At 58.6% G+C, this 25,552-nt stretch carries 21 protein-coding genes; 6 read left to right on the top strand and 15 right to left on the bottom strand.

Annotated features, from left to right (window positions below; genetic code table 11):
• Nucleotides 1–15 precede the first annotated feature (15 nt).
• From hutH (ACIQYF_RS01050) to hutC, 9 genes are all read right to left on the bottom strand, one after another.
• Nucleotides 16–1,545 (bottom strand): histidine ammonia-lyase, encoded by a 1,530-nt coding sequence (hutH, locus tag ACIQYF_RS01050; RefSeq protein ID WP_402855571.1) that lies wholly within the window; start codon nucleotides 1,543–1,545, stop codon nucleotides 16–18.
• A gap of 17 nt (nucleotides 1,546–1,562) precedes the next feature.
• Nucleotides 1,563–2,387: a glycine betaine/L-proline ABC transporter ATP-binding protein gene (locus ACIQYF_RS01045; RefSeq protein WP_402855568.1), complete on the bottom strand. Its 825-nt coding sequence runs from the start codon at nucleotides 2,385–2,387 to the stop codon at nucleotides 1,563–1,565.
• The gene (locus ACIQYF_RS01040; protein ID WP_402855565.1) at nucleotides 2,384–3,235 is read right to left on the bottom strand and encodes an ABC transporter permease; all 852 of its coding nucleotides are present in this window, start codon (nucleotides 3,233–3,235) and stop codon (nucleotides 2,384–2,386) included. The genes ACIQYF_RS01045 and ACIQYF_RS01040 overlap by 4 nt, the downstream gene beginning before the upstream one ends.
• Before the next feature lie 53 nt (nucleotides 3,236–3,288).
• The gene (locus tag ACIQYF_RS01035) at nucleotides 3,289–4,257 is read right to left on the bottom strand and encodes an ABC transporter substrate-binding protein (protein ID WP_402855562.1); all 969 of its coding nucleotides are present in this window, start codon (nucleotides 4,255–4,257) and stop codon (nucleotides 3,289–3,291) included.
• Nucleotides 4,258–4,310: 53 nt separating this feature from the next.
• Nucleotides 4,311–5,843, bottom strand: a complete 1,533-nt coding sequence (gene hutH, locus ACIQYF_RS01030; protein ID WP_402855559.1) for a histidine ammonia-lyase — start codon at nucleotides 5,841–5,843, stop codon at nucleotides 4,311–4,313.
• 65 nt (nucleotides 5,844–5,908) lie between these two features.
• The gene (locus ACIQYF_RS01025) at nucleotides 5,909–7,378 is read right to left on the bottom strand and encodes a purine-cytosine permease family protein (RefSeq protein WP_402855556.1); all 1,470 of its coding nucleotides are present in this window, start codon (nucleotides 7,376–7,378) and stop codon (nucleotides 5,909–5,911) included.
• Nucleotides 7,379–7,516: 138 nt separating this feature from the next.
• The gene (gene hutU, locus ACIQYF_RS01020; protein WP_402855553.1) at nucleotides 7,517–9,214 is read right to left on the bottom strand and encodes a urocanate hydratase; all 1,698 of its coding nucleotides are present in this window, start codon (nucleotides 9,212–9,214) and stop codon (nucleotides 7,517–7,519) included.
• Nucleotides 9,215–9,548: 334 nt separating this feature from the next.
• Nucleotides 9,549–10,121 carry a HutD family protein gene (locus ACIQYF_RS01015; protein WP_402855550.1) on the bottom strand — a complete coding sequence of 191 codons (573 nt, stop codon included), beginning with the start codon at nucleotides 10,119–10,121 and terminating at the stop codon, nucleotides 9,549–9,551.
• Nucleotides 10,118–10,828 (bottom strand): histidine utilization repressor, encoded by a 711-nt coding sequence (gene hutC / locus ACIQYF_RS01010; protein ID WP_402856169.1) that lies wholly within the window; start codon nucleotides 10,826–10,828, stop codon nucleotides 10,118–10,120. Before hutC ends, ACIQYF_RS01015 begins: the two co-directional genes overlap by 4 nt.
• Before the next feature lie 147 nt (nucleotides 10,829–10,975).
• Here hutC and ACIQYF_RS01005 point away from each other — a divergent pair, with 147 nt between their 5' ends.
• On the top strand, nucleotides 10,976–12,340 hold the full coding sequence (locus tag ACIQYF_RS01005; protein ID WP_402855547.1) for a formimidoylglutamate deiminase: 1,365 nt from the start codon (nucleotides 10,976–10,978) through the stop codon (nucleotides 12,338–12,340).
• A gap of 105 nt (nucleotides 12,341–12,445) precedes the next feature.
• On the opposite strand, the gene ACIQYF_RS01000 is transcribed toward ACIQYF_RS01005, so the two are convergent.
• Entirely contained in the window at nucleotides 12,446–14,389 is a 1,944-nt protein-coding gene (locus tag ACIQYF_RS01000) for an ATP-dependent DNA helicase RecQ (protein ID WP_402855544.1), read from the bottom strand.
• 315 nt (nucleotides 14,390–14,704) lie between these two features.
• On the opposite strand from ACIQYF_RS01000, the gene ACIQYF_RS00995 reads away from it, so the two are divergent.
• A complete protein-coding gene (locus ACIQYF_RS00995; protein WP_402855541.1) occupies nucleotides 14,705–15,055 on the top strand; it encodes a DUF1493 family protein in 351 nt (116 codons plus the stop codon).
• 106 nt (nucleotides 15,056–15,161) lie between these two features.
• Here ACIQYF_RS00995 and ACIQYF_RS00990 read toward each other — a convergent pair whose 3' ends face one another.
• The 3 genes from ACIQYF_RS00990 to ACIQYF_RS00980 all read right to left on the bottom strand — a co-directional run bounded on the left by ACIQYF_RS00990 (nucleotide 15,162) and on the right by ACIQYF_RS00980 (nucleotide 18,366).
• On the bottom strand, nucleotides 15,162–16,706 hold the full coding sequence (locus ACIQYF_RS00990; protein ID WP_402855538.1) for a phosphoenolpyruvate carboxykinase: 1,545 nt from the start codon (nucleotides 16,704–16,706) through the stop codon (nucleotides 15,162–15,164).
• Nucleotides 16,707–16,885: 179 nt separating this feature from the next.
• Nucleotides 16,886–17,788 (bottom strand): Hsp33 family molecular chaperone HslO, encoded by a 903-nt coding sequence (hslO, locus tag ACIQYF_RS00985; protein WP_402855535.1) that lies wholly within the window; start codon nucleotides 17,786–17,788, stop codon nucleotides 16,886–16,888.
• A gap of 170 nt (nucleotides 17,789–17,958) precedes the next feature.
• Nucleotides 17,959–18,366, bottom strand: coding sequence for an RNA-binding S4 domain-containing protein (locus ACIQYF_RS00980; RefSeq protein ID WP_402855532.1), 408 nt, complete (start codon nucleotides 18,364–18,366; stop codon nucleotides 17,959–17,961).
• A 256-nt stretch (nucleotides 18,367–18,622) separates the two neighbouring features.
• Between ACIQYF_RS00980 and ACIQYF_RS00975 the strand changes: the two genes are divergently transcribed.
• Both ACIQYF_RS00975 and rimK read left to right on the top strand, forming a co-directional pair.
• On the top strand, nucleotides 18,623–19,105 hold the full coding sequence (locus ACIQYF_RS00975; RefSeq protein ID WP_026014396.1) for an ATP-dependent zinc protease: 483 nt from the start codon (nucleotides 18,623–18,625) through the stop codon (nucleotides 19,103–19,105).
• Nucleotides 19,102–20,007, top strand: coding sequence for a 30S ribosomal protein S6--L-glutamate ligase (gene rimK, locus ACIQYF_RS00970; protein ID WP_402855528.1), 906 nt, complete (start codon nucleotides 19,102–19,104; stop codon nucleotides 20,005–20,007). The genes ACIQYF_RS00975 and rimK overlap by 4 nt, the downstream gene beginning before the upstream one ends.
• A gap of 131 nt (nucleotides 20,008–20,138) precedes the next feature.
• Here rimK and ACIQYF_RS00965 read toward each other — a convergent pair whose 3' ends face one another.
• Both ACIQYF_RS00965 and ompR read right to left on the bottom strand, forming a co-directional pair.
• Nucleotides 20,139–21,452: an ATP-binding protein gene (locus ACIQYF_RS00965; RefSeq protein ID WP_402855525.1), complete on the bottom strand. Its 1,314-nt coding sequence runs from the start codon at nucleotides 21,450–21,452 to the stop codon at nucleotides 20,139–20,141.
• A 111-nt stretch (nucleotides 21,453–21,563) separates the two neighbouring features.
• Nucleotides 21,564–22,304 carry a two-component system response regulator OmpR gene (gene ompR / locus ACIQYF_RS00960; protein WP_402855522.1) on the bottom strand — a complete coding sequence of 247 codons (741 nt, stop codon included), beginning with the start codon at nucleotides 22,302–22,304 and terminating at the stop codon, nucleotides 21,564–21,566.
• 357 nt (nucleotides 22,305–22,661) lie between these two features.
• Between ompR and ACIQYF_RS00955 the strand changes: the two genes are divergently transcribed.
• Together ACIQYF_RS00955 and ACIQYF_RS00950 are read left to right on the top strand one after the other, a co-directional pair.
• Nucleotides 22,662–24,983 carry a Tex family protein gene (locus ACIQYF_RS00955; protein ID WP_402855519.1) on the top strand — a complete coding sequence of 774 codons (2,322 nt, stop codon included), beginning with the start codon at nucleotides 22,662–22,664 and terminating at the stop codon, nucleotides 24,981–24,983.
• Nucleotides 24,983–25,366 carry a PaaI family thioesterase gene (locus ACIQYF_RS00950; protein ID WP_402855516.1) on the top strand — a complete coding sequence of 128 codons (384 nt, stop codon included), beginning with the start codon at nucleotides 24,983–24,985 and terminating at the stop codon, nucleotides 25,364–25,366. Before ACIQYF_RS00955 ends, ACIQYF_RS00950 begins: the two co-directional genes overlap by 1 nt.
• Nucleotides 25,367–25,552: the final 186 nt, after the last annotated feature.

Below are 25,552 nucleotides of genomic sequence, written 5' to 3'. Positions count from 1 at the left end.
CACTCCGTCGATGCTTCACGCCAGGTAAGGCGACAATGACTGCAACCCGCGTGGGTCCTTGATAATAGCCGCGCTCTTGGCTATCTCCGGCGCCAGCCAGCGGTCCTGATCGTACGGCGCCACCTGCTCGCGCAGTAAGTGCCAGGCCAACTGCGTACCGTCACCAAAATGCTTGGCCTTGAGAAACTCGAACGCCTGGGCCGCCAACAGGTATTCAATGGCCAGAATCTGCGTGCAGTTTTCCAACACTTGCAGCAGCTTGAGCGCCGCATTGGTGCCCAGGCTCAAGTGGTCTTCCTGCAAGCCTGAGGTTACGTAGTTGTCGAGCACCGCCGGTTGCGCCAGTTGGCGGTTTTGCGCGCACAGCGAGGCCGCGACGTATTGCACGATCATCATCCCCGAGTTAACGCCCGGCTGACTCACCAGAAACGCAGGCAGGTCGCTGACATGCGGATTGATTAGACGGTCTAGTCGACGTTCGGCAATCGAACCGATCTCGGCCATCGCGATGGCCAAAATATCGGCCGCCAAGGCCACCGACTGGCCATGCGGGTTGGCTTGACTGACCACCCGATAGGCCTCGGGCGTGCCCAGCACCATCGGGTTGTCATTGACCGAGTTAAGCTCGGTTTCAATCTGCTCTGCGGCGTGTTTGAGCTGGTCGCGGGCGGCACCATGCACCTGCGCAATCGAGCGCAGGCTCAACGCATCCTGGGTACGCACGCCTTTGCTGCTGGCGATCACTTCACTGTCTGCCAGCAGGCGGCGCACATTGGCCCCCACTTGCTGCATGCCCGGATGCGGCTTGAGCGCCAAAATCTCCGGATCGAATGCATCAATCTGGCCACGCAGCGCCTCGAAGCTCATGGCGCCCGTTACGTCAGCCCACTGCAATAAGTGGGCGGCATCGGCCAGCGCCAGACAGCTCAGGCCAGTCATGCACGGCGTGCCATTGACCAGGCACAAGCCGTCTTTGGCCCCCAGTTGCACCGGGCCCAACCCCTCGGCGGCCAGGGCTTGCTGGGCTGGCACGACCTGACCCAGGTAGCTGACCTCGCCCACGCCCAGCAAGCTGATGCCGATATGTGCCATGTGGGTCAGATACCCCACCGAACCTTGAGAGGGCACCTGCGGGGTGATCTGGCGATTGAGCAAGGCCAGCAGCGCCTCGACCACTTGGCGGTGCAAGCCGGACTTGCCCTGGCTGTATTGAATGACCGCCGCGCAAATGATCGCTCGGGTTTGCTCATTGCTCAGCACAGGGCCCACGCCGCAGGCATGGCTGAGCAAGGTGTTGCGTGACAGTGCGCTCAATTGCTCATGCTGCAGCGAGACGTTGCTTAACCCGCCTAAGCCGGTGTTGATGCCATAGGCGCGTTCGCCGCTTTGCACAATGCGCTGCACGATGGCCTGCGCGTTGTCGATGCGGGCCCAGGCCTGCGCCGACAGTTCCAGCCGCGCACCATGCCGGGCAACGGCCACCACGTCCTGCCAGCGCATGCGCGTGTTATCGATCACCACTGCTTCAATCTGCACGTTACTCATTTCTCACCCTTGCACACCTAAACCGCCACGGCACGGCGCTGAACAAAACGATCCACATAGTCATCGGCCGGAGCATGCAGAATCTCCCTGGGCGTACCCACCTGGATCAGTCGACCGTCCTTGAGAATCGCAATCCGGTTGCCAATGCGCACCGCTTCATCGAGGTCATGGGTGATGAAAACGATGGTTTTGTGCAGGGTTTTTTGCAGTTCAAGCAACTGGTCCTGCATCTCGGCCCGGATCAGCGGGTCAAGGGCGCTGAAGGCTTCGTCCATCAGGATAATGTCGGTGTCAGCAGCCAGGGCGCGCGCCAGGCCGACGCGCTGGCGCATGCCGCCCGACAATTGATGCGGGTATTTGCTTTCGTAGCCCTTCAGGCCCACGGTGTTGATCCAGTGCAAGGCGCGCTCGGCGCACAAGGCTTTGCTTTCGCCGCGCACTTTGAGGCCGTAAGCCACGTTGTCGAGCACGCTTTTGTGCGGCAACAGGCCAAAGCTCTGGAACACCATGCTGATTTTATGGCGACGGAATTGGCGCAAGGCTTCCATGTCGTATTGGAGGATGTCTTCGCCATCGACCAGAATCGCGCCGCTGGTGGGGTCAATCAGGCGATTGAAGTGACGCACCAGCGTCGACTTGCCCGACCCCGACAAACCCATGATGACGAAAATCTCACCCGTGCCGATGTTCAGCGACAGGTTATTGACACCCACCACGCACCCTGTCGCGGCTAACACCTGATCTTTACTTTTGTCCTGCTGGATCATGGCCAGCGCTTCTTTGGAGCGGCTGCCAAAAATCTTGAACACGTTTTTGACTTCGATTTTAGAAGGCGTGGTCATTTGCTCACCTCATGCCGTGGTCGGCCATAAGCCTGGGTAATGCGGTCGATCACCACCGCCAGAATCACAATGGCCAAGCCTGCTTCCAGCCCGCGCCCAACGTTCAAGGTCTGGATGCCCACCAGCACGTCCTCGCCCAAGCCGCGTGCGCCGATCATCGAGGCGATCACCACCATCGACAGCGCCATCATCGTGGTCTGGTTGATCCCGGCCATGATGCTCGGCATCGCCAGCGGCAGTTGCACGCCGAACAGTTGTTGCCAGCGGTTGGCACCAAACGCGTTGATGGCTTCCATGACTTCGCTGTCGACCTGGCGAATGCCCAGGTCAGTCAGGCGGATCAGTGGCGGCGCTGCGTAGATCACGGTGGCGAAAATCGCGGGCACCTTGCCCAGCCCAAACAGCATCAGCACCGGGATGAGGTACACAAAGCTGGGCATGGTTTGCATGATGTCGAGCACCGGCATCAGCACCGCGCGCAAGCGGTTGCTGCGCGCCGACAAGATGCCCAGCGGCACGCCGATCAGTACCGAGATCACCGTGGCGACCATCATCAGCGCCAAGGTTTGCATCAGCTTGTCCCACAAGCCCACCGCGCCCACCAAAAACAGCAACCCGACGATCACCGCCGTGGTCAGCACTTTGCGTGTCGCGTGCCAGGTGATGCCCGCCACTATGGCCAGCATCAGCCACCACGGTGCCATGCGCAGCACGGTTTCGAGGTTGACGATGGCCCACAGCAAGGTGTCGGAAATATGCCGGAACACATCACCATAGTTGGTCACCAACACGTCAACCCAGCCGTTGACCCAATCCGCTATAGAAAATGTAAAACGTTCGGGAAACATAAGAACTCTCGATCAAATGAAAAGGACGTTAACCACAGACACAGCGTCCGTTTTCAAAGCGCCGCTTCGATTTTCTTGGCGGCGGCTTCATCGACCCAGGCGTGCCAGACTTGCGGGTGTTCCTTGAGGAAAATCTTCGCCAGTTGCGGCGACTCGATACGTTCGTGGGTCATGCGGGCCAGGTTCTGGTTGAGCAGGTCAATTGGCAGGTTGACCTTTTCCAGCACGGCGACCAGTTCCGGCGCCTGCTCACTGAAGACTTTCGACACGCCGACCTTGATGTCTACGTGCTTGTCGACACCGGCTTTTTCTTCGAGCTTGACCAGGTCAGCGCGGCCCATGAGCGGTGTTGGCGACCAGTAGTAAAACAGGATTGGCTCGCCACGCTTGTAGCTCGACAGCACGGCGGCATCCAGGGCCGGGCCGGTGCCTGGGCGGAAGTTGGTGTAGGTGTTTTCCAAGCCATAGCTTTTGAGCATTTCGGTGTTTTCAAGCTCACAGGTCCAACCCGCCGGGCAGTTGTAGAAGCGGCCCTTGGACGGTTCTTCCTGGTCTTTGAACACGGACGCGTACTGCGCCAGGTCCGAGATGGATTTGAGATTCGGTGCCTTGGCAGCGATGTTGCGGCTGGCATCGCCTTCGATCACATAGCGCGGCACGTACCACCCTTCAACAGCCCCCACCACTGGCGCGCCGACACCGATGACTTTGCCGGCCTTCTCAGCCTTGTTCCAGACGTCGCTGCGGCCCACCCACTCTTCGGCAAACACTTGAATATCGTTGCTGCCCAGCGCGTTTTCCATGGTGATGGAGTTGCCCGGCAAGCTGTCGGTTTTACAGCCGTAGCCTTTTTCCAGTACGAACTGCATCAGGTCCGTGAGGAGCATGCCGCTTTCCCAGTTGAGCCCGGCGAATTTCACCGGCTTGCCGGATTCGCACCAGGTGGCCGCCTGCGCAGCGCCTGCACCAGCCAACAGACTGATGGAAAGCAAGGGGGTCAGCAGAGTCTTGTAGAGGTTCATTGTGTGACGCTCCTAATCATTAAAAGGCCAAGGCGGATAGACGAGCTCGACGCCTACAGGCTCGGTAGGGTCTGGGGCACAATCAGTTCATTCAGGCAGCGCGACGCCAGCAATTGCAGGGCGGCGTCGATGTCCGGGGCGAAGAAACGGTCTTTTTCATAGAACGCCACACTGCTGCGTAGCGTGGTGCGGGCGATTTCGAGTTTGGACGAGGTTTTCAGACCGTTGCGCAGGTCCAGCCCCTGGCACGCGGCCAGCCATTCAACCGCGAGCACGCCGCGCACGTTTTCAGCCATTTCCCACAAACGTTTGCCCGCAGCCGGGGCCATCGACACGTGGTCCTCTTGGTTGGCTGAGGTCGGAATGCTGTCGACGCTGTGCGGGTGGGCCAGCGCCTTGTTCTCGCTGGCCAACGCGGCGGCCGTCACTTGCGCGATCATGAAGCCCGAGTTGACCCCGCCATTGGCCACCAGAAACGGCGGCAGTTGCGACATATGTTTGTCCATCATCAACGAGATGCGGCGCTCGCTCAGTGAGCCGATTTCGGCAATCGCCAAGGCCATGTTGTCGGCCGCCATGGCGACCGGCTCGGCGTGGAAGTTACCGCCGGAGATCACATCGCCCTGCTCGGCAAACACCAGCGGGTTATCCGAGACGGCGTTGGCTTCAATGCCCAACACTTCAGCGGCCTGACGGAACTGGGTCAGGCAGGCGCCCATCACTTGCGGCTGGCAGCGCAGGGAATACGGGTCTTGTACCTTGTCGCAGTTTTTGTGCGACGCCGACACCTCGCTGCTCGAGCCCAGCAAATCGCGGTACAGGGCGGCGGCATCGATTTGCCCACGCTGGCCGCGCGCGGCATGGATGCGCGGGTCAAACGGCGAGCGCGAACCCAGCACCGCTTCAACGGTCAGGCTGCCGCAGACCGTGGCGGCGGCAAACAAGTCTTCGCCTTCAAACAGCCCGCGCAAGGCAAAGGCGGTTGATACCTGAGTGCCGTTGAGCAAGGCCAGGCCTTCTTTGGCCGCCAGCGTCAGGGGGTGCAGACCGGCCTGTTTCAGCGCCGATACCGCATCCAGCCACTCACCTTTGTAGCGCGCCTTGCCTTCGCCCAGCAGCACCAGCGACATGTGCGCCAACGGCGCCAGATCACCCGATGCACCGACCGAACCCTTGAGCGGAATATGCGGATACACCTGAGCATTGATCAGGGCGATCAAGGCATCGATCACCACGCGGCGGATCCCGGAGAAACCACGGCTCAGGCTGTTGACCTTAAGCACCATGATCAGCCGCACCAGGTCATCGCTGATCGGCTCACCCACGCCCGCGGCATGCGACAGCACCAATGAACGCTGGAGGTTTTCCAGGTCCTGACTGGCGATTTTTGTCGAAGCCAGCAAACCAAAACCGGTGTTGATGCCATAGGTGGTGCGGTTTTCAGCAAGGATCTGCTCAACACACGCCACGCTGGCATCAATCTGCGCCGACGCGCTGTCGTCCAGACTGAGGGTCACCGGCTGCTGATAAATGTCACGCAGTTGGGCAAGGCTCAGTTGGCCGGGGATCAGGTTTAACAGGGTCACATTGATGCTCCTTGGAAAAGGCTCTTGGCCGCCAGTCGCTGTTTATGCGTTTTATTGAATGCAGACTAGATCGGTACGGGCACAACCGGCGGTATGACCGCCGCCATTTCAGACGCTGAACGCTCATCCGGCAGAATCAATTGAGCGGGCACCGGACGCGACCATTTCCTGGCCGCCCAGTAATACAAACCGGCGGGCACGAGCAGGCCGATGATCCACGAAATATCGGTGCCGCCCAGGCTGTCCACCAGCGCGCCGGTGTAGAAGTGAGTCGAGATAAACGGCATTTGAATCAGCACGCCCATCACATAAACGCTGAGGCCGATCCAGTTCCAGCGGCCATAACGCCCCTCGGGATTGGACAATGCCGGGATGTCGTAGCGCTCTTTGGTGATGCAGTAGAAATCCACCAGGTTGATCGCACTCCAGGGTGTGAAGAACGCCAGCAGAAACAGGATGAACGCGGAGAAATCCTTAAGGAACGAGTCCTTGCCCAACAGCGCCAGCGCGGTAGCCATGGCCACCATCGCGAAGATGTAGAGCAAACGCACGCCGCTGGGGATCCGGCGACTACCGCGAAAACCGCTGATGATGGTCGCGACGGACATAAAACTGCCGTAGGCATTGAGCGTGGTGATAGTTACCTTGCCGAAAGCCACGGCGAAGTACAGCAGCGCCGCCACAATGCCAGTGCCGCCCAGGCCCACGATAAAGGCCACTTCGTGGTGGGCAAATTGCGACCCCGCCAAGGCAGCGGCGAACACGCCGAACACCATCGCCGTTTGTGCGCCAATCACCGAACCCAGTCCAATCGCCCAGAAGGTCTTGGCGGGGGAAGTCTTGCTCGGTAGGTATCGCGAGTAATCCGCGACGTACGGGCCGAACGCAATTTGCCAGGATGCCGACAACGAGATCGCCAGCAAGAAGCTGCTGATCGAGAAATGCTTGTTGCCCAGCAAAGCGCCAATGTCGTTACCGGACAGCAGTTTGTAGAACAGGTAGATGAAGGCAATCACCCCCAGCACACTGGCGATGCGGCCAATGCCGTGGATCACCCGATAACCGAAAATGGTCAGGGCCACGATAAAACCGGCAAAGGCGACGATGCCGATCCAGTCTTCTACGTGCAGCAGTTGAGCAATCGCTTGCCCGGCCAGCAACGAGCCGCTGGCCGAAAAGCCGATGTACATCAGGCACACCAACACCAGCGGTACCACGGCGCCATAAACACCAAATTGCACGCGGCTGCTGATCATCTGCGGCAAGCCCAGTTGCGGGCCTTGAGCGCCGTGCAAAGCCATGACTGCACCGCCGAGCACTTGCCCGATGAACAGCCCGATCAGCGACCAGAACACATCGCCGCCCAAAACCACGGCCAGCGCCCCTGTCACGATCGCAGTGATTTGCAGATTGGCTCCCAGCCATAACGTGAACTGGCTGAACAGCCGCCCGTGTCGTTCTGACTCCGGGATGTAATCGATCGAGCGTTTCTCGATCACAGGTGTAGCGCCTGCACGATCATCATTAACAGCCATGTGCCCCACCTCAGATAAAGGAATACCGGGATTGCGCTTGCTGAAAAACTTCACATTTACCCGCAGGAGCGAACTTGCCTCGCGCTCTTTTGATCGTCTGAAAGATCGCCAGGCAAGCTCGCTCCTACAAGGCGTTGGTTAGCCGTTAACCATCGGCAGGTTCAGTCCCTGTTCGTTGGCGCAGTCAATGGCGATCTGATAACCCGCATCGGCATGGCGCATCACGCCAGTGGCCGGGTCGTTATGCAGCACGCGTGCAATGCGTTCTGCCGCTTCGTCGGTGCCGTCGCACACAATCACCATGCCCGAGTGCTGCGAGAAGCCCATGCCCACGCCGCCGCCGTGGTGCAACGAGACCCAGGTCGCGCCGCTGGCGGTGTTGAGCAATGCGTTGAGCAGTGGCCAATCGGAAACCGCGTCCGAGCCGTCTTGCATCGATTCGGTTTCACGGTTCGGGCTGGATACCGAGCCGGAGTCCAGGTGGTCACGACCAATCACAATCGGCGCTTTGAGTTCACCGCTGCGGACCATTTCGTTGAACGCCAGACCGAGCTTGGCGCGCTGGCCCAGACCCACCCAGCAAATACGTGCCGGCAAACCCTGGAAGCTGATGCGCTCGCGAGCCATGTCCAGCCAGTTGTGCAGATGGGCATCGTCGGCGATCAGCTCTTTGACCTTGGCGTCGGTCTTGTAGATGTCTTCTGGATCTCCCGACAGCGCCACCCAACGGAACGGACCGACACCCCGGCAGAACAATGGACGGATGTACGCCGGGACAAAGCCGGGGAAGTCGAATGCATGCTCGACACCCACTTCTTTGGCCATCTGACGAATGTTGTTGCCGTAGTCAAACGTTGGAATGCCCGCTTTCTGGAACGCCAACATGGCTTCAACGTGCTCGCCCATCGAGGCTTTGGCGGCTTTAACCACGCCCGCCGGGTCAGTCACAGCGCGGTCGCGGTACTGCTCCCACGTCCAGCCTTTTGGCAGGTAGCCATTGAGCGGATCATGGGCGCTGGTCTGATCGGTGACCATGTCCGGGCGCACGCCACGGCGCACCATTTCTGGCAGCAGTTCAGCGGCGTTGCCGCACAGGGCGATGGAAATCGCTTTGCCTTCGCCGGTGTATTGGGCGATGCGAGCCAGTGCGTCATCAAGATCGGTGGCTTGCTCGTCAACGTAGCGGGTGGCCAGACGGAAATCGATGCGGCTCTGCTGGCATTCGATGTTCAGCGAGCAGGCGCCCGCCAGGGTGGCAGCCAACGGTTGCGCGCCGCCCATGCCACCCAGACCTGCGGTCAGCACCCACTTACCGACCAGGCTACCGTTGTAATGCTGGCGACCGGCTTCAACGAAGGTTTCGTAGGTGCCTTGAACGATGCCTTGGCTGCCGATGTAGATCCAGCTGCCAGCTGTCATCTGGCCGTACATGGCCAAACCTTTGGCGTCGAGTTCGTTGAAGTGCTCCCATGTGGCCCAATGCGGCACCAGGTTGGAGTTGGCGATCAGCACCCGTGGCGCATTGCTGTGGGTTTTGAACACCCCGACCGGCTTGCCCGATTGCACCAACAGGGTTTCGTCGTCATTGAGGTTGGTCAGGCTTTCGACGATTTTGTCGTAGCACTCCCAGTTACGCGCCGCACGCCCAATACCGCCATACACCACCAGCTCAGTCGGGTTCTCGGCCACCTGCGGGTCGAGGTTGTTCATCAACATCCGCAACGGGGCTTCGGTCATCCAGCTTTTAGCCGTGAGCTGGGTGCCACGGGCAGCGCGGATCTCACCCTCACGGTGACGGGTAAAAGCAGCAGGCGATTTAGGGGTTGTTGAAGTCACGGGTAACTCCTCAGCGTTGGGCAGATGCACACTTATGTACTTGTACATACAAGCATATGCAAGTAAGCGGCCAACGTGAGATTGCCGTGGATGAAAAAATCTTGAATCGGCCTGAAAGGCCCGTAAATGAATGCGAAGAAGCGCGCAGGTGTTTTCTGTACGAGCGAACAAGGCAGTGCGTGAGGATGTTACTGGGAGGGGGAGTTGCGTCTTTTTGGGGCGTTAGGTAACAAGATGGGGCGCAGGCTGAATGCCTGCTTTTGCAGGAGCGAGCTTGCCTCGCGATCTTTTAAAAGATCAAAAGATCGCGAGGCAAGCTCGCTCAGGTTCGGTGTTAAACCGTGCTCAACTCAATCACGCAGCAGCGACCGGTGACGGCAAGGTCCAGCAGCCCACGATTACCGGTCAGTTGCAGGCAGTCGTAACGGCTCAGTTGTTCGTGAGGCGTGTTACCGAGTTCCACACGAACCTGCTGATCGGCGCTGAAGATCAATAACGTTTGCGCCGAACTGTAGAACCGACCGCCCACCTCCAGCCATTGCACGCGCGCGCTGTAACGATCCGCAGCGTAGATCAGGTTGAAATCGCGGATTGGCCCGTCAATCAAGGTGCAACTGACAACGCTTTCGCCTTTAAAGGCAAAGGCATCAAAAGGTAACAAGGCACGACTGCGCACCTCATCAACGTTCAGGTGCATGCCCGCGCCTTGCAGCACGCTGATCACCCGCTGGTAGCCGTCAAAGCGCGAAAAACCACCCGACTCGCCAATGTCAGCAATCGACAGGCGCCAGCCAAAGCCATCAAGGCCCTCGCCTGCATCGCGGGTGATTTCTTCAGTGCTGCCACCGCCGTTTTTCCACGGCATACGCGGGTAATCAGCGGCGCGTAAAACGGTGAGTTCACTCATTTGCTGAAACGTCCTTCCAGGCGATGACGGGAACCAGGGTGGATCAAGCGTGCAGCGGTCACCGGCTGGCGGCCCGACCAGGTGCGGCGACGAATCAGCAAGCACGGCTCGCTGGTTTCAATTTGCAGCAACTTGCACTCTTTGGGATCAGCCAGAATGGCTTCAACCACGTGCTCGCCTTCGGTCAGTGGTGCGACCTGAGACAGATAGGCGTAAGGCGTTTGCTGGGTGAAGTCTTGCTTGAGGTAGTCCGGCGCTACTAGCGCATTGACGAAGCGGTCTTCAATTTGCACGGCAATGCCGTTTTCGTAATGCACGATCAACGAGTGAAAGACTTTCTGCCCTTCGCGCATGTCCAGCACGGCAGCGCGTTCGGAACCGGCCAACTCTTCGCCCAGGCTGATTACTTTGCAGGTGTGTATGTGTCCGCGGGCGGCGATTTCGTCAGCGATGTTGTGGACTTCAAACAGCGCAGACTGGGTTTTTGGCTCGGCCACGAACGTGCCGACACCCTGCATGCGGACCAGCAAACCGTCGGCAGTCATCTCACGCAGCGCCCGGTTGATGGTCATGCGGCTGAAGCCCAATTGGGTGACCAGCTCGCTTTCGGACGGCACGCGGTAGTGCGGCGGCCAGTTTCCGCTCTGAATTTGCTGGGTGATCATCTGTTTTACGCGGGCATAAAGCGGGGCTGGACTGTCGCCCATGTGGGCGGCCAGCGAGGGCACGACAGGCGGAGTCGACACAGGCAATCCTTGTTCATGAGTTATGGGGGCGTAGCTTGCCGGAGTTTACCGAGCAGGCAAACGTCTGTATATGTATATACAAATTTCAAACGATGGGGTGCCGAACCGATGTCCGTCTTCTTTGCCGAACGTGCGCTGTTACCCACAGGCTGGGCTACCGATGTCCGCATCGAGGTTGGCGCCGATGGCTATCTGACCCGGATTAAAGCCGATTCCGACGCTCAAGGCGCCCAACGTCTGAACGGCCCGTTATTACCGGGCATGCCGAATCTGCACTCGCACGCGTTTCAGCGCGCCATGGCCGGCTTGGCCGAAGTGGCGGGCAACCCCAATGACAGTTTCTGGACGTGGCGCGACTTGATGTATCGGCTAGTGGGCAAAATCAGCCCAGAGCAACTCGGCGTCATCGCCCGCCAGTTGTACATCGAAATGCTCAAGGCCGGTTACACCTCGGTCGCTGAATTCCATTACGTGCACCACGACCTTTCGGGCCAGCCTTACGCCAACCCGGCTGAGCTGGCGCTGCGCATCAGCGAGGCCGCCCGCTCGGCCGGTATTGGCCTGACGCTGCTGCCGGTGCTGTATAGCCATGCCGGTTTTGGCGGCCAAACGCCGAACGACGGCCAGCGCCGCTTTATCAACAGCACCGAGCGCTACCTGACCTTGCAGCAACAGTTAAAGCCACTGCTGGCGCAACAACCTGCGCAGCAACTGGGCCTGTGCTTTCACTCGTTGCGGGCCGTTACGCCTGAACAAATCCACGAAGTCATGCGTGCCAGCGACACGACCTGCCCGGTGCATATCCACATCGCCGAGCAGCAAAAGGAAGTCGACGACTGCCTGAGCTGGAGCGGCAAGCGCCCTATCCAATGGCTCTATGACAACGTTGAAGTCGACGCCCGGTGGTGCCTGGTACACGCCACGCACGCCAATGCCGATGAAGTGCAGCGTATGGCCCAAAGCAAGGCCGTGGCCGGGCTGTGCCTGACCACCGAAGCCAACCTGGGTGACGGCATTTTTCCGGCCGTGGAGTACCTCGCTCAAGGCGGGCGTATGGGCATCGGCTCGGACAGCCACGTGTCGTTAAGCGTGGTCGAAGAACTGCGCTGGCTGGAATACGGCCAGCGCCTGCGCGATCAGCGGCGCAACCGGATGTACCGCAGCGATCAGCCGATGGTCGGGCGTACGTTGTACGACGCAGCCCTGGCCGGTGGCGCACAGGCGATGGGACAAGCGGTGGCAGGATTGGCCGTGGGCCAGCGCGCCGACTGGCTGGTGCTCGACGGCAACGACCCGTACCTGGCCACTGCGCAGGACGATGCGATTCTCAACCGCTGGTTGTTTGCCGGGGGGGATCGCCAAGTGCGCGATGTCATCGTTAACGGCCAATGGGTGGTGCGTGATGGCCGACATGCGGATGAGGAAGCCAGCAGCCGCGACTTCACCCGCGTGCTGAAGGATCTACTGGGGTAGTAAAACGGTTTGAATTGTGGGATCGGGCTTGCTGGCGATTCAGACGACTCGGTGTCTCAGGTACACCGCGTCGATGCTATCGCGGGCGAGCCCGCTCCCACAGGTTCAAAACTTCTCATCCGTCCTATGTTGCGTGGCCCAGTTGCGCACGTCGGCGTAGGGGTAATTTTCCAACGCCCCAAACCCCGGAATGGTCCGCGCCTTGATTTTGGTGAATAACGGCACGCTGATGCCGCACAGAAATCGAGTCAGGCGTTCCGGCGGGGGATAACTTCCTGCATATTCCTGATGCCTGTGGATAAATGCTGTGCACAGTGCTTCGAAGTTTTTATCCACAAGCGGCACCCGTGCAGGCGGTTCTGGCAACTGCGCGACCTGCCCCGCACACACCGAACAATGCCCGCACTGCTGCGGCGCCTGCTCATCACCAAAGTACTGCGCCAGTCGATAACTCAGGCAGGTGTCGCTGGCGAACAATGCCAACATCGCATGAATACGTTCGATCTCGCCGCGCTCATGGGCGGTGAAGTAGTGGTGCAGCTCAAGGCTCAGTGCTTGCGCATCCACCTCTGTCACCAACAGGTGGTAGACCTCGGTCATCTGCTTGCTTTCAAGCTCGATCCAGCCTTTCTCCTGGAAGTAATCCAGCGCCTTGACCACCCGATTGCGGTCCGCTTGATGCTGTTCGTAGAGGGTGTCGAAATTCACCGTGGCCCAGGTTCTGGCGCGCGGCGATGTCTGGATGATCGCCGAAACAAACTGTTGACGCTCGCCCTCAAACTTGGCGAGCAATGCCTCGGGCTCAATCAAATACTTGAAACGGTACTCGGCGAAATAGGCGTAACGCGGGGCAATCAAGCCGCGCAGCTCCAATTGCACCAACAAGGTTTTAAGCGGCAGTTGTCGGATATTGCTTTGATCGGACAGCGGCAACAGCATGAATTCCCACTGACCTTCAGCAATTGCCGCACAAAGCTCATCCAGTACACAGCGAATGCCTTGCAGCTCGGGCGTGTCGCCGTACACAAAGTTTTCCAAGACGTTGAGGCTGTCCCGGTTGGCCAGCACCAAGCAGTCGGATGACGCGCCATCGCGTCCGGCACGGCCGATTTCCTGGCTGTAGTTTTCGACCGACTTGGGCAGGTCGAAATGCACCACGTTACGAATGTCGCTCTTGTCGATGCCCATGCCGAACGCGATGGTGGCGACGATGCAATTGAGCTGCCCACCCATGAACTGTCGCTGGATGGCCTCACGTTGCTCGTGAGGTAAACCCGCGTGATAGGCGTTGGCGCTGATCCCGTTTGTGTTGAGGTGTTGAGCGATCAACTCGGCCGTTTTTTGCAGGGTGACATACACGATGCTCGGCTGGCCGATGCGCGCGCCCATCCACTGCACCAGTCGCTCACGCTTGGCCGCGCCAGTCACTGGCTCGACCCACAGATTAAGATTGGCGCGGTAAAAACCGGTGGTGATCACATCCGACTCGGCGATCGCAAATTTGCGTTGCATGTCGGCGATCACATTGGGCGTCGCCGTGGCCGTCAACAGCAATGCTTGCGGGATGTTGAACTGGCGCTGGTAGTCCGGCAGCTTCAAGTAATCCGGGCGGAAGTTATGCCCCCACTCCGAAATACAATGCGCCTCGTCCACCACCAGCAACGAAATCGGCACTTGCTGCAAAAAATGACGGAAGCGCTCGTTCTTCAGACGCTCGACCGAGATCATCAGAATCTTCAATTCGCCGGCTTTAGCTCGTGCCATGACGGCGCTTGCCTCATCGCGGCTTTGCGCCGAGTCGATACTGGCGGCGGCGATCCCGTGGCGCTGTAGAAACGCCAACTGGTCCTGCATCAGCGCCAACAGCGGCGACACCACCAAGGTGAGGTGCGGGAGCAGCAAGGCGGGCAATTGGTAGCACAACGACTTGCCCGACCCGGTCGGGAAAATCGCCGCCGCCGAACGCCCGGCCAACACCGCGCTGATCGCCGCCTCCTGGCCTGCGCGAAACTGTGGATAACCGAAAACCTGTTCCAGGGTGTTGTGCATCACTGTCACTCCATTGACCGCTGCAAAGCGCTGAACCGTAACCCAGGGTTTGCGGCGAATCGAGAAAAGGTCGGGGGCAAATTGAGAAAGGATGATACAGGGTCGGGCGCTCTGCGCTTTGCCTGGCTAAATTTGACCCAGCGACGCGGCTTGCAATGAAACGGGAACAGACCCTCGTCGCTGTCCAGAGCATTTTCTGGCAGCGGTCACCCTCAGGCATCCACCTAAAACCTGGGCACATCGATTTCTTATTTGGTTTATGGTGCTGGCGATGCGCCTGAAGTACTGTCTTGACTACCTCTCGGATTTTTCATCATGAAACTCGCCGCCACCCTCCCCGACACCCCAGCCCTGCGCGAGCTGATGCAGTTGCTGCATGAAGAAATCGGCCTGCCCGAACACAAAACCATAAGCCTCAAGACCTCAATCAACCTCGACCTTGGCTGCAACGGCAGTGACGCTCAGCATGTGATGGAAGCCCTCGAGGAGCGCTTCGGGCTGGCGTTGGCGGATTACGATGCATATCGCTATTTTCAGCCTGCGGGCAACGACCCGCACTTCAAGCGCAATGCCAAAGGCCGGGGTGCGAAAGTGCCGCTGACGATCGGCATGCTGTATGAAGCCATCACACTCGGGCATTGGGACACACAAGCCCTTGAAGCCTGAACAAGACCTGCAGGAGCGCGCTTGTCTCGCGATCTTTTAATCTTCAAGCACAAAAAAACCGCCCTTTCAGGCGGTTTTTTTGTGGATCAGTGTGATGACCGAATGCTTACAGCTTCGGGCCAGCCGCTTTGATCGCGTCGCTTACGTCGAACTTCTTGAAGTTCTCGACGAACAGGCCAGCCAAGGCTTTGGCTGCTTCGTCGTAGGCGGCTTTGTCAGCCCACGTGTTGCGTGGGTTCAGCAGAACAGTGTCAACGCCCGGTACGGCCAATGGCACGTCGAGGTTAATGGTGTCCAGGTGCTCGGTTTCTGCGCCAATCAGAGCACCGCTCTGGATCGCTGCAATCACGCCACGCGTGGTCGGGATGTTGAAACGCTTGCCAACGCCGTAACCGCCGCCAGTCCAGCCGGTGTTAACCAGATAAACCTTGGAGCCGAAACCGCGGATACGCTTGATCAGCAGTTCTGCGTATTCGCCAGCAGGACGCGGGAAGAATGGCGCGCCGAAGCAGGTGGAGAACGTCGACTTGATGCCGCTGCCCGAACCCATTTCAGTCGAACCGACCAGTGCGGTGTAACCCGACAGGAAGTGATAAGCCGCTTGTTCTTCGCTGAGGATCGACACCGGTGGCAGTACGCCGGTCAGGTCGCAAGTCAGGAAGATCACAGCGTTTGGCTCGCCACCGAGGTTTTTCGGTGCGCGCTTTTCGATCAGTTCACGCGGGTAAGCAGCGCGGCTGTTCTGAGTCAGGCTGTCGTCTGCGTAGTCAGCTTTTTTGGTGACTGGATCAATAACAACGTTTTCCAGTACCGCGCCGTGCTGGATGGCTTTCCAGATCACCGGCTCGTTTTTCTCGGACAGGTCGATGCACTTGGCATAGCAACCGCCTTCGATGTTGAACACAACGCCCACGCCCCAGCCGTGTTCGTCGTCACCGATCAGGTAACGGCTTTCGTCAGCCGACAGGGTGGTTTTACCGGTGCCCGACAGGCCGAAGAACAGGGTCACGTCGCCCTCTTCACCCATGTTGGCAGCACAGTGCATCGGCAGAACGTCAACCGCTGGCAGCAGGAAGTTCTGAACCGAGAACAGGGCTTTTTTCATTTCGCCGGCGTAACGCATGCCTGCGATGAGTACTTTTTTGGCGGCAAAGTTGATGATCACGCAACCGTCGGAGTTGGTGCCATCACGCTCTGGCTCGCACACGAAGTTCGGTGCGTTGATGACTTGCCACTCGTCTTTGCCCGCTGGGTTGTACTGTTCAGGGTTGATGAACAGGCAACGGCCAAACAGGTTGTGCCAGGCAGTCTCGGTGGTCATTTTGACGGGCAGGTAGTGCGCTGGATCAGAACCTACATGCACGTGGGAAACGAAACGCTCGCGCTCACCCAGGTAAGCGGCAACACGGTCCCACAATGCGTCGAACTTGTCAGCCGGGAACTTGCGGTTGATCGGGCCCCAAGCGATTGCGTCTTGGGTGGTCGGCTCTTCAACAATGAAGCGATCAGCAGGTGAACGGCCCGTGCGGTGGCCCGTTTTAACAACCAGTGCACCGTTGTCGGCAAGCTCGCCTTCACCACGGTTCAGGGCTTCTTTAACCAGATCGTTGATGCTCAGATCGGTGTACACGGCGTTATTAGCTTGCGTCATGAGGTTCCCCGTCGGCCATTGGCCGAGTGCGCCAAACGTTTTGTAGTAGAAAAGTTTGCACTACTACCGCGAAAAAAGTGGGCCGGATTATGCCAGAAAAGCCCAAAAATAGTAGGGCCCACCTGTCAGAACCGCGCAAGAACGGTATTTGACAGGTGTTTCACCTGCGCTGAAACGTTTTAGTGATGAGTGCCAGAAGGCGACTGAACTCCGGCACCGGAGAATAATTGGTCAACATCTGCCGCATCAAAGAGATAGCGCTGATTGCAGAACTGGCAATCAATCTCGATGTGCCCACCGTGTTCAGAAACCAGATCGAGCGCATCCTGGTGGCCCAGGCTGGTCAAGGCATTGCCGGAACGCTCACGCGAGCAGCTGCATTTGAACTCAACGGCTTCAAGGTCGAACAGACGCACTGTTTCTTCGTGGTACAGGCGATGCAAGATGGTTTCATTGTCCAGACCCAGCAGCTCTTCTGCTTTAAGCGTATCGCCCAGCACCAGCAGTTTTTCCCAGCTGTCGGCACGCTCGTCTTCGTCTTCGATGACGTCGGCAGGCAGTTGTTGCAAGAACATGCCACGTGCCCGCAGGCCATCAGCGACCAGCCAGAAACGGGTCGGTACTTGCTCGGACATGACGAAGTAGTTGGTGAAGCAATCAGCCAGGGTTTCACCGTTGAGATCAACGATGCCCTGGTAGCGCTTGCCAACCGTCGGGTCAACCGTAATGGCCAGTACACCATTGGGCAGCAGGTCAGCCAATGTGGCGTCCGGCGCAATGCTGTCAGCGTCAAAACGGGCCAGGCCGCGGATCTCACGCTCGCTGGTGCACTCGATCATCAGCAAAGGCACCGGCCCTTCGGAGCGGGCTTGCAAACTCAGCAAACCATCGATTTTCTGGTTGCCCACCAACAGTGCCGCGGCGGCCATCAATTCACCCAACAGCTGCTGGACCGGCTGTGGATAGGCATGCTTGGCCAGCACATCAGCGTAGCTGTGCTCCAGCGAAGCCAGCTCGCCACGGGCATCGCTGGTGTCGAACATGAAGCGTTGCGTGGCATCTTTTTTAAGTAGATCGGACATAAGAATAGGTTCTGAATTAGTTACTAAATGTGTTCGGGTCTTTGATACGGCGCATTGGCAATACGCTGACAGGCCACAAGCTGATGAGCTTATATGGCGCCTTACAGGGACGGTTACAAGTCATGCGCCCACAGCGGCGACATACGGCCTGTGAAAAAAACCGGAATGCTTCACTCCACGCCGCTCACATCATGAAACTGATGCAGTTGACGACGTTGCTTTTTGGTCGGTTTGCCATCGGTGCTGATCCCCATCGCGCCGGCCTTGCGCAAGGCGGCGGCGTTTTCACGCTTGGCGATGCTTTGTTCGGTTTCGGCGTACAGCGTCTGCGCTTCGGGGGCGCCGCGACGCACGACTGACAGAGCTTTGACTTCCACGGTGCGCTCTTCAAGCCCTACCCGGATTTGCAGCTCATCGCCGACGCGCGGCTCCTTGCTCGGCTTGCAGCGCTCACCCCGGCAATGAACCTTGCCACTTTCAATCGCGGCCTTGGCCAACGCTCGGGTCTTGTAAAAGCGTGCAGCCCATAGCCACTTATCCAAACGGATTTTGTCGTCCTCTGCTTGTTTCTGCGCCATTGGAGCACCTCGTCGCTTAAATACTCGGAACTGTACTACTACTTTTGATGAGCAAAGGAAGGAACCTGACCGATAGAATGCCGGCCTACTAAAGACTGCGGCATAAAACACCGCACAGAGTACACGTAGAAAACTGTCGCATTTACCGGATAATCTGCGTAAACACCGTGGGTAAGCATCAAATCGACACTCGTCGATGGCTTTATCTGCAGGATCTGCCCTGCGGCCTGAATACGTTAATCGCTGGTTACTTATATTGAAGACTTTTGATCATTTGACCGTTGTCGGTCTGCGCGAGTGGGTGGCGCTCCCCGATCTGGGAGTCGCAGGCCTGCGGGCGAAAATCGACACCGGCGCCAGTACCTCCAGTTTGCACGCCACTGAAATCGAGCCGTTTGAGCGCGACGGTGTCGAGTGGGTACGTTTCAATGCCCATTTGGGCACGCTGGTACAACTGCGTCATCGCCGCTGTGAAGCGCCACTGGTGGCGATAAAAACCATTAAAAGCTCTAACGGGCACACGCAAGTTCGTTATGTGATTCGTACCGGCCTGGCATTGGGTGATCGGGTATGGCCTGTGGAGTTCACCCTCGCCTGCCGCAAATCGATGCGTTACCGCCTGTTGCTGGGTTCCAAAGCGCTGGTCGACGGCCAATTGGTCGTTAACCCGGGGCTGAAATACGTACAAGACAAGCCGGTGTTTCCGGTCACCACTACCTCTGTCACAGGTGCTGCATGAAGATCGCTGTGCTGTCGCGCAACCCGCGTCTGTATTCCACTCGTCGTCTGGTCGAAGCCGGGACCGAACGAGGCCATCAAATGGTAGTGATCGATACCTTGCGCGCCTATATGAACATTGCCAGTCATAAGCCGCAGATCCACTATCGCGGCAAGCCGTTGGAAGGCTTTGACGCGGTAATCCCTCGCATTGGGGCCTCCGTGACGTTCTACGGCTGTGCGGTGTTGCGCCAGTTCGAAATGATGGGCGTATTCCCGCTCAATGAATCGGTCGCTATCGCTCGCTCGCGAGACAAGCTGCGCTCACTGCAACTGCTGTCGCGTCGCGGGCTGGGCTTGCCGGTGACCGGTTTTGCGCACTCGCCTGACGATATTCCTGACTTGATCGAAATGGTTAACGGCGCGCCGCTGGTGATCAAGGTGCTGGAAGGCACACAAGGCATTGGCGTGGTGTTGTGTGAAACGGCCACGGCGGCCGAATCGGTGATCGAAGCCTTTATGGGCCTCAAACAAAACATCATGGTGCAGGAGTACATCAAGGAAGCGGGTGGTGCTGACATCCGCTGCTTCGTGGTGGGTGACAAGGTGATCGCGGCCATGAAGCGTCAGGCCAAGCCGGGAGAGTTCCGCTCCAACCTGCATCGTGGCGGCAGCGCCAGCCTGATCAAAATCACCCCGGAAGAACGCATGACGGCCATTCGTGCGGCCAAAGTCATGGGATTGAGCGTGGCAGGGGTCGATATTTTACGCTCCAACCACGGCCCGCTGGTGCTGGAGGTCAACTCTTCGCCGGGGCTTGAAGGTATCGAAACCACCACTGGCAAGGACGTGGCGGGGATCATCATTGAGCATCTGGAAAAAAACAGCAGCCCGCACATGACGCGGACTAAAGGGAAGGGTTAAGCGCTTGTGTAGCCGCTGCAGCAGACTGCTATAAGGGCCACAGGACCTTCAACAACAGGGTCGCTGTGCACCCCATCGCAGCCTGTGGCAGCGACTACAAACGTTCAAAAGATCGCGAGGCAAGCTCGCGCCTACACGGCGCCTCTTGGCAACATCAAGCCCAGTGGCAGTCGAACTCGTGCCTCAAGTCCCCCCCCCGCACGGTTACGCAGCTCAACATTGCCGCCATGCATGGAGGCGATGCGTTTTACGATCGCCAGCCCCAACCCCGTCCCCTTGCCGCCGCGAGCGCGATCACCGCGGATGAACGGGTTGAAGATGTCTTCAAGCTCGGACGGATCAATACCTGCCCCCCGGTCCAGCACACTCAGCACAACGTAAGGCGCGCTGGTGTCTCCAGAAACATAGGCCGCCACTTCAACGTCATCACCCGCATGGTGCAAGGCGTTGCCAATCAAGTTATTGAGCAAGCGTTTCATCGAGACCCGACGCAGCGCAAATGGCTGAATCGGCTGTAAGCGCAAGCGCACTTGTTCTTCGTTCTGGTTATAGGGCGCCACGACTTCGCGGATCAATTCACACAGGTCAACTTCTTCGACCGGCTCATCGCGACCGTCCCGAATAAACGCCAGGAACTGATCGAGAATGGCATCCATGTCTTCAATGTCGCGCACCATGTCATCTGTCAGGTCAGTGTGGTTGCCCATCAGTTCCAGAGACAAACGCAGCCGGGTCAGAGGTGTTCGCAAGTCATGAGACACACCAGCCAGCATCAACTCACGCTCGCGGCCTGCCTGTTCCACGTCTTCAGCCATTTGGTTAAAAGCGCTGTACACCTCCGTCATTTCGCTCGGTGTATCACTGATCGGCAAACGCACGCTGCGCCCCTGTCCTAACTGCCTGGCCGCATAGACCAAACGCTTGAGTGGTTGATTGAGCTGGCTGACGAAAATCCACGCTGACGCGGTAGATAACAATCCAATGGCCAGGAACCAGCCCAGCACACTCCATATTTTCTGCCCACGCAGCGGATGCGGATACAGCGGTACCTTCAGCCAACCATCGCCCAGGCTCGGGGCGCGGACCCACAAGGCCGGCGGTGAGTGCATGCGTAAACGAACTTCGGTGTCGGCACCCAGTTCGGCCTGCATCTGACGTTCGTAGATCTCACTGTAAGGCCAGTGTTGCTCGCCTTCAGGCACGCCACCGCCAACCACGCGGGTCAGCGTTGCCGCATCGGCAATTTTTTCCCTGTTTTCTTCATCGGCCGCCCAATAGGCGCGCAATACCAGGCCCACGCCGTGACTGTATTGGCGATCAACCAGCATGTCTTCGTTCATCAGCAGATAGACCAGCGTCAGTGCCTTGGAGAACAGCACGACGATAAGCACCAACCAAAGCGTGCGGGAGAAGAAACTTTGGGGGAACCACAGAGGGGTTTTCATAAGCGGTGTATACACTTTGCAGGAGCGAGTACCAGGACCCGCAAGAAAATGGATCGCGAGCCACTGGGCTACCTAAAGGCAACGGCGTGACTCGCTCCTACAAATGACCCATCACTTGGATGCGTTGCCATCCGGCACAAACACGTAACCCACGCCCCAGACAGTCTGGATATAGCGTGGTTTGGAAGGATCCGGCTCGATCATGCGGCGCAGCCGGGAGATTTGAACGTCGATTGAACGCTCCAGTGCATCCCATTCACGGCCACGGGCCAGGTTCATCAGCTTATCGCGGGTCAAAGGCTCGCGGGCGTGCATGACCAAGGCTTTAAGCACTGCAAACTCACCGGTGGTGAGCATGTGCACTTCATCACCACGCTTGAGTTCGCGGGTGGCTAATGACAACTCGTAATCCCCAAAGGTAACGCTTTCGTCTTCGCTGCCCGGTGCGCCTGGCACAGGGGCAGCCTGACGACGCAACACGGCGCGCACGCGCGCCATCAGTTCATCCGGGTTGAAGGGTTTGGCCAGGTAATCGTCGGCGCCCAGTTCCAGGCCCTTGATGCGGCTCAGTTCGTCACCTTTGGCGGTGAGCATGATGATCGGTACCCGATTACCGGCTGCACGCAAGCGGCGGCACGCAGACAGCCCGTCTTCGCCGGGCAGCATCAGGTCCAGTACCACCAGGTTAAATACCTCACGAGCCAGCAAACGGTCCATTTGCTCGACGTTCGGCACAGCACGGGCGCGGTAGCCCTTGCTGACGAAGAAACGCTCCAGCAGGCTGCTCAGCCCTGGATCGTCATCAACGATGAGAATTTTTTCGCCTTCAGCAGATTGTGGAATGCTGCTCATTAGATACTCCTGTGATCTCGGCGCGCATTATGGCTTAGCTGCTGTTATACGCATCGTATGCATTGTTAGCAGATTTTTCCTTCGCGGCTAGTAAAGCGATCATAGCGGGCGCAGCGTGCAATCCCCCGAATCCGGGAACGCTGGTTATAATGCGCCGCCTTTTGTGTCGGGCAACCTCGGATTTTCAAACATTGCGCCAGCATTTATTTTTTCAACGGATGGCGTAATTTGCTGATTTCACGGGTCAACAGGCTGCCCTTTTGGCCCAGGTAGCGGCGCCCTCCGGGCCGCTCAACCAGCCTCGCAGGCTTTACAGAACGGGCCTGCGAGCCTGCATCACAATTTGTCAGGTGGTTTATGGACAGCATCAACAGCCGCATCGCCGAAGAACTTGGCGTGCGCCCGCAGCAGGTCGAAGCGGCCGTCGCTCTTCTGGATGAAGGCTCCACCGTACCCTTCATCTCTCGCTATCGTAAGGAAGTGACAGGCAGCCTGGATGACACCCAATTACGTCATCTGGAAGAACGCCTGCGCTACTTGCGTGAACTCGACGAACGGCGCATCAGCATCCTCGCCAGCATCGAAGAACAAGGCAAATTGACCCCTGAGTTGGCACGCGACATCAAACTCGCCGACACCAAGACCCGCCTCGAAGACTTGTACCTGCCCTACAAGCAAAAGCGTCGCACCAAGGGCCAGATCGCCCTGGAAGCCGGTCTCGGCGAACTGGCTGATGGCCTGTTCAACGACCCGAACCTGAACCCGGAAACCGAAGCCGCCCGTTTTGTTGACGCCGCAAAAGGCTTCGCAGACGTCAAGGCCGCTCTGGATGGTGCCAAGTACATCCTCATGGAGCGCTTCGCTGAAGACGCCAGCCTGCTGGATAAACTGCGCAGCTTCTTGAAGCAGGAAGCGACCCTCAGCGCCCGGGTCATCCCAGGCAAAGAAGAAGAAGGCGCCAAGTTCCGCGATTATTTCGAACACGACGAGCCGCTCAAAAGCATGCCGTCGCACCGTGCACTGGCGATTTTCCGTGGCCGCAATGAAGGCATTCTCAGCTCTTCGCTCAAGGTTGGTGAAGAACTGCCGGGCACCCTGCACCCTGGCGAAATGATGATCAGCGAACGTTTTGGCCTGCAAAACCAGAACCGCCCGGCTGATAAATGGCTCGCTGAAGTGGTGCGCTGGACCTGGAAGGTCAAGCTCTACACGCACCTCGAAACCGACCTGCTGGGTGAACTGCGCGACGCCGCCGAAACCGAAGCCATCAACGTGTTCGCCCACAACCTGCACGACCTGCTGCTGGCCGCCCCTGCTGGCCCGCGCGCCACCTTGGGTCTGGACCCGGGCCTGCGCACCGGCTGCAAAATCGCCGTGGTCGATGCCACTGGCAAACTGCTCGAACACGCCACCGTGTACCCGCACGTGCCGCACAACAAATGGGACCAGACCATCGCCGTCATGGCCGCCCTGTGCGCCAAACATTCGGTCGAACTGGTCGCCATCGGCAACGGAACCGCCAGCCGCGAAAGCGACAAGCTGGTGATTGACCTGATCAAAAAATACCCAGCGCTGAAAATCACCAAGGTGATGGTCTCCGAGGCAGGCGCTTCGGTGTACTCGGCCTCTGAACTGGCGGCCAAGGAATTCCCGGACCTCGATGTGTCGATCCGGGGCGCTGTGTCGATTGCCCGCCGCCTGCAAGATCCACTGGCCGAGTTGGTAAAAATCGATCCTAAGTCGATTGGTGTCGGCCAATACCAGCACGACGTGTCCCAGCTCAAACTGGCACGCGGCCTGGACGCGGTGGTTGAAGACTGCGTAAACGCCGTGGGCGTGGACGTGAACACCGCTTCGGTGGCGCTGCTGGCCCGTATTTCCGGTCTCAATGCAACCTTGGCGCAAAACATCGTCAGCCATCGCGATGAAAACGGCGCGTTCAAAACCCGTGCTGCACTGAAAAAAGTCAGCCGTCTGGGCGAAAAAACCTTCGAACAGGCCGCCGGTTTCTTGCGTGTAATGAACGGCGACAACCCGCTCGACGCCTCGGCCGTTCACCCTGAAGCCTACCCGCTGGTCAAACGCATAGCCTCGGACACCGAGCGCGACATTCGCTCGCTGATCGGTGACGCAGGCTTCCTCAAGCGTCTGGATCCGAAGAAGTTCACCGACGAAACCTTCGGCCTGCCGACCGTTACCGACATTCTGCAAGAGCTGGAAAAACCGGGCCGTGACCCGCGTCCAGAGTTCAAGACCGCCGAGTTCCAGGAAGGCGTCGAAGACCTCAAAGACCTGCAACTGGGCATGATCCTCGAAGGCGTCGTCACCAACGTCACCAACTTCGGGGCCTTCGTCGATATCGGCGTGCACCAGGACGGCTTGGTGCACATCTCGGCATTGTCCGAGAAGTTCATCAAAGACCCGCGTGAAGCGGTCAAAGCGGGTGACGTGGTTAAGGTCAAAGTCATGGAAATCGACATCCCGCGCAAACGCGTGGGTCTGTCGATGCGCATGAGCGATACCCCCGGCGAGAAAATCGACGGCGCTCGCGGCGCACGCCCAGGCTCAGCCCCACGCCAGCAAAACACCGCACCGCGCAAAGAGACCGTTGCCGCTGCACCCAGCAATAACGCGATGGCTTCGCTGTTTGCCAACGCCAAACAGTTGAAGAAACGCTAATGGCGATCCCTGACGGCTTGGCCGAAAGTGCCTTCAGCAACTTGCTTGGCTGCCGCGTGAAGTCTGTGGAAGAAGGCATAGCGCACGTTGCGCTTAGCCTGGAACCGCACCTGCGCAATCGCGGCGGAAAAATGCACGGCGGGGCTTTGTTCAGCCTGGTCGACATCACCATGGGCCTGGCCTGTTCCGGCACCCATGGTTTTGACCAACAGAGCGTAACCATCGAGTGCAAAATCAACTACTTGAGGTCTGTGTCGCAAGGCGAAGTGCTGTGCATCGCCAAAGTCATTCACCCCGGTCGACGTACGTTTGTCGTCGAAGCTGACGTGATGCAAGGCGACAAACTGGTCGCAAAAGCGCAAGGCACGTTCGCTCTCCTGTAGCGGTCATCAGGCCATTTGAGTTAATTTCGGCACTGCGCACGCAGTGCCGAAATGCGCTTGGAGCGCCAAAAACCGAGGCAGGGACGAAGCCAAGCAATACCTACAAAGCCAGGCGACCACGCCAGTTTCAACTTCACCCTTGTAGACCGTCCTGACCACCCCCATATTGGGGCGACTGACGCGTGA

The organism is Pseudomonas sp. NPDC096917 (assembly GCF_044762555.1).
GTDB lineage: Bacteria > Pseudomonadota > Gammaproteobacteria > Pseudomonadales > Pseudomonadaceae > Aquipseudomonas.
The sequence above is the reverse complement of the archived record's forward strand: the minus strand, read 5'-3'. Positions and strand labels throughout refer to the sequence as shown.

Excerpts from the sequence above, each read along its gene's own strand:
- hutH (WP_402855571.1), bottom strand. The coding sequence starts at position 1,545 with ATGAGTAACGTGCAGATTGAAGCAGTGGTGATCGATAACACGCGCATG.
- ACIQYF_RS01045 (WP_402855568.1), bottom strand. The coding sequence starts at position 2,387 with ATGACCACGCCTTCTAAAATCGAAGTCAAAAACGTGTTCAAGATTTTT.
- ACIQYF_RS01040 (WP_402855565.1), bottom strand. The coding sequence starts at position 3,235 with ATGTTTCCCGAACGTTTTACATTTTCTATAGCGGATTGGGTCAACGGC.
- ACIQYF_RS01035 (WP_402855562.1), bottom strand. The coding sequence starts at position 4,257 with ATGAACCTCTACAAGACTCTGCTGACCCCCTTGCTTTCCATCAGTCTG.
- ACIQYF_RS01025 (WP_402855556.1), bottom strand. The coding sequence starts at position 7,378 with ATGGCTGTTAATGATGATCGTGCAGGCGCTACACCTGTGATCGAGAAA.
- ACIQYF_RS01015 (WP_402855550.1), bottom strand. The coding sequence starts at position 10,121 with ATGAGTGAACTCACCGTTTTACGCGCCGCTGATTACCCGCGTATGCCG.
- hutC (WP_402856169.1), bottom strand. The coding sequence starts at position 10,828 with ATGGGCGACAGTCCAGCCCCGCTTTATGCCCGCGTAAAACAGATGATC.
- ACIQYF_RS01005 (WP_402855547.1), top strand. The coding sequence starts at position 10,976 with ATGTCCGTCTTCTTTGCCGAACGTGCGCTGTTACCCACAGGCTGGGCT.
- ACIQYF_RS01000 (WP_402855544.1), bottom strand. The coding sequence starts at position 14,389 with ATGCACAACACCCTGGAACAGGTTTTCGGTTATCCACAGTTTCGCGCA.
- ACIQYF_RS00995 (WP_402855541.1), top strand. The coding sequence starts at position 14,705 with ATGAAACTCGCCGCCACCCTCCCCGACACCCCAGCCCTGCGCGAGCTG.
- ACIQYF_RS00990 (WP_402855538.1), bottom strand. The coding sequence starts at position 16,706 with ATGACGCAAGCTAATAACGCCGTGTACACCGATCTGAGCATCAACGAT.
- hslO (WP_402855535.1), bottom strand. The coding sequence starts at position 17,788 with ATGTCCGATCTACTTAAAAAAGATGCCACGCAACGCTTCATGTTCGAC.
- ACIQYF_RS00980 (WP_402855532.1), bottom strand. The coding sequence starts at position 18,366 with ATGGCGCAGAAACAAGCAGAGGACGACAAAATCCGTTTGGATAAGTGG.
- rimK (WP_402855528.1), top strand. The coding sequence starts at position 19,102 with ATGAAGATCGCTGTGCTGTCGCGCAACCCGCGTCTGTATTCCACTCGT.
- ACIQYF_RS00965 (WP_402855525.1), bottom strand. The coding sequence starts at position 21,452 with ATGAAAACCCCTCTGTGGTTCCCCCAAAGTTTCTTCTCCCGCACGCTT.
- ompR (WP_402855522.1), bottom strand. The coding sequence starts at position 22,304 with ATGAGCAGCATTCCACAATCTGCTGAAGGCGAAAAAATTCTCATCGTT.
- ACIQYF_RS00955 (WP_402855519.1), top strand. The coding sequence starts at position 22,662 with ATGGACAGCATCAACAGCCGCATCGCCGAAGAACTTGGCGTGCGCCCG.
- ACIQYF_RS00950 (WP_402855516.1), top strand. The coding sequence starts at position 24,983 with ATGGCGATCCCTGACGGCTTGGCCGAAAGTGCCTTCAGCAACTTGCTT.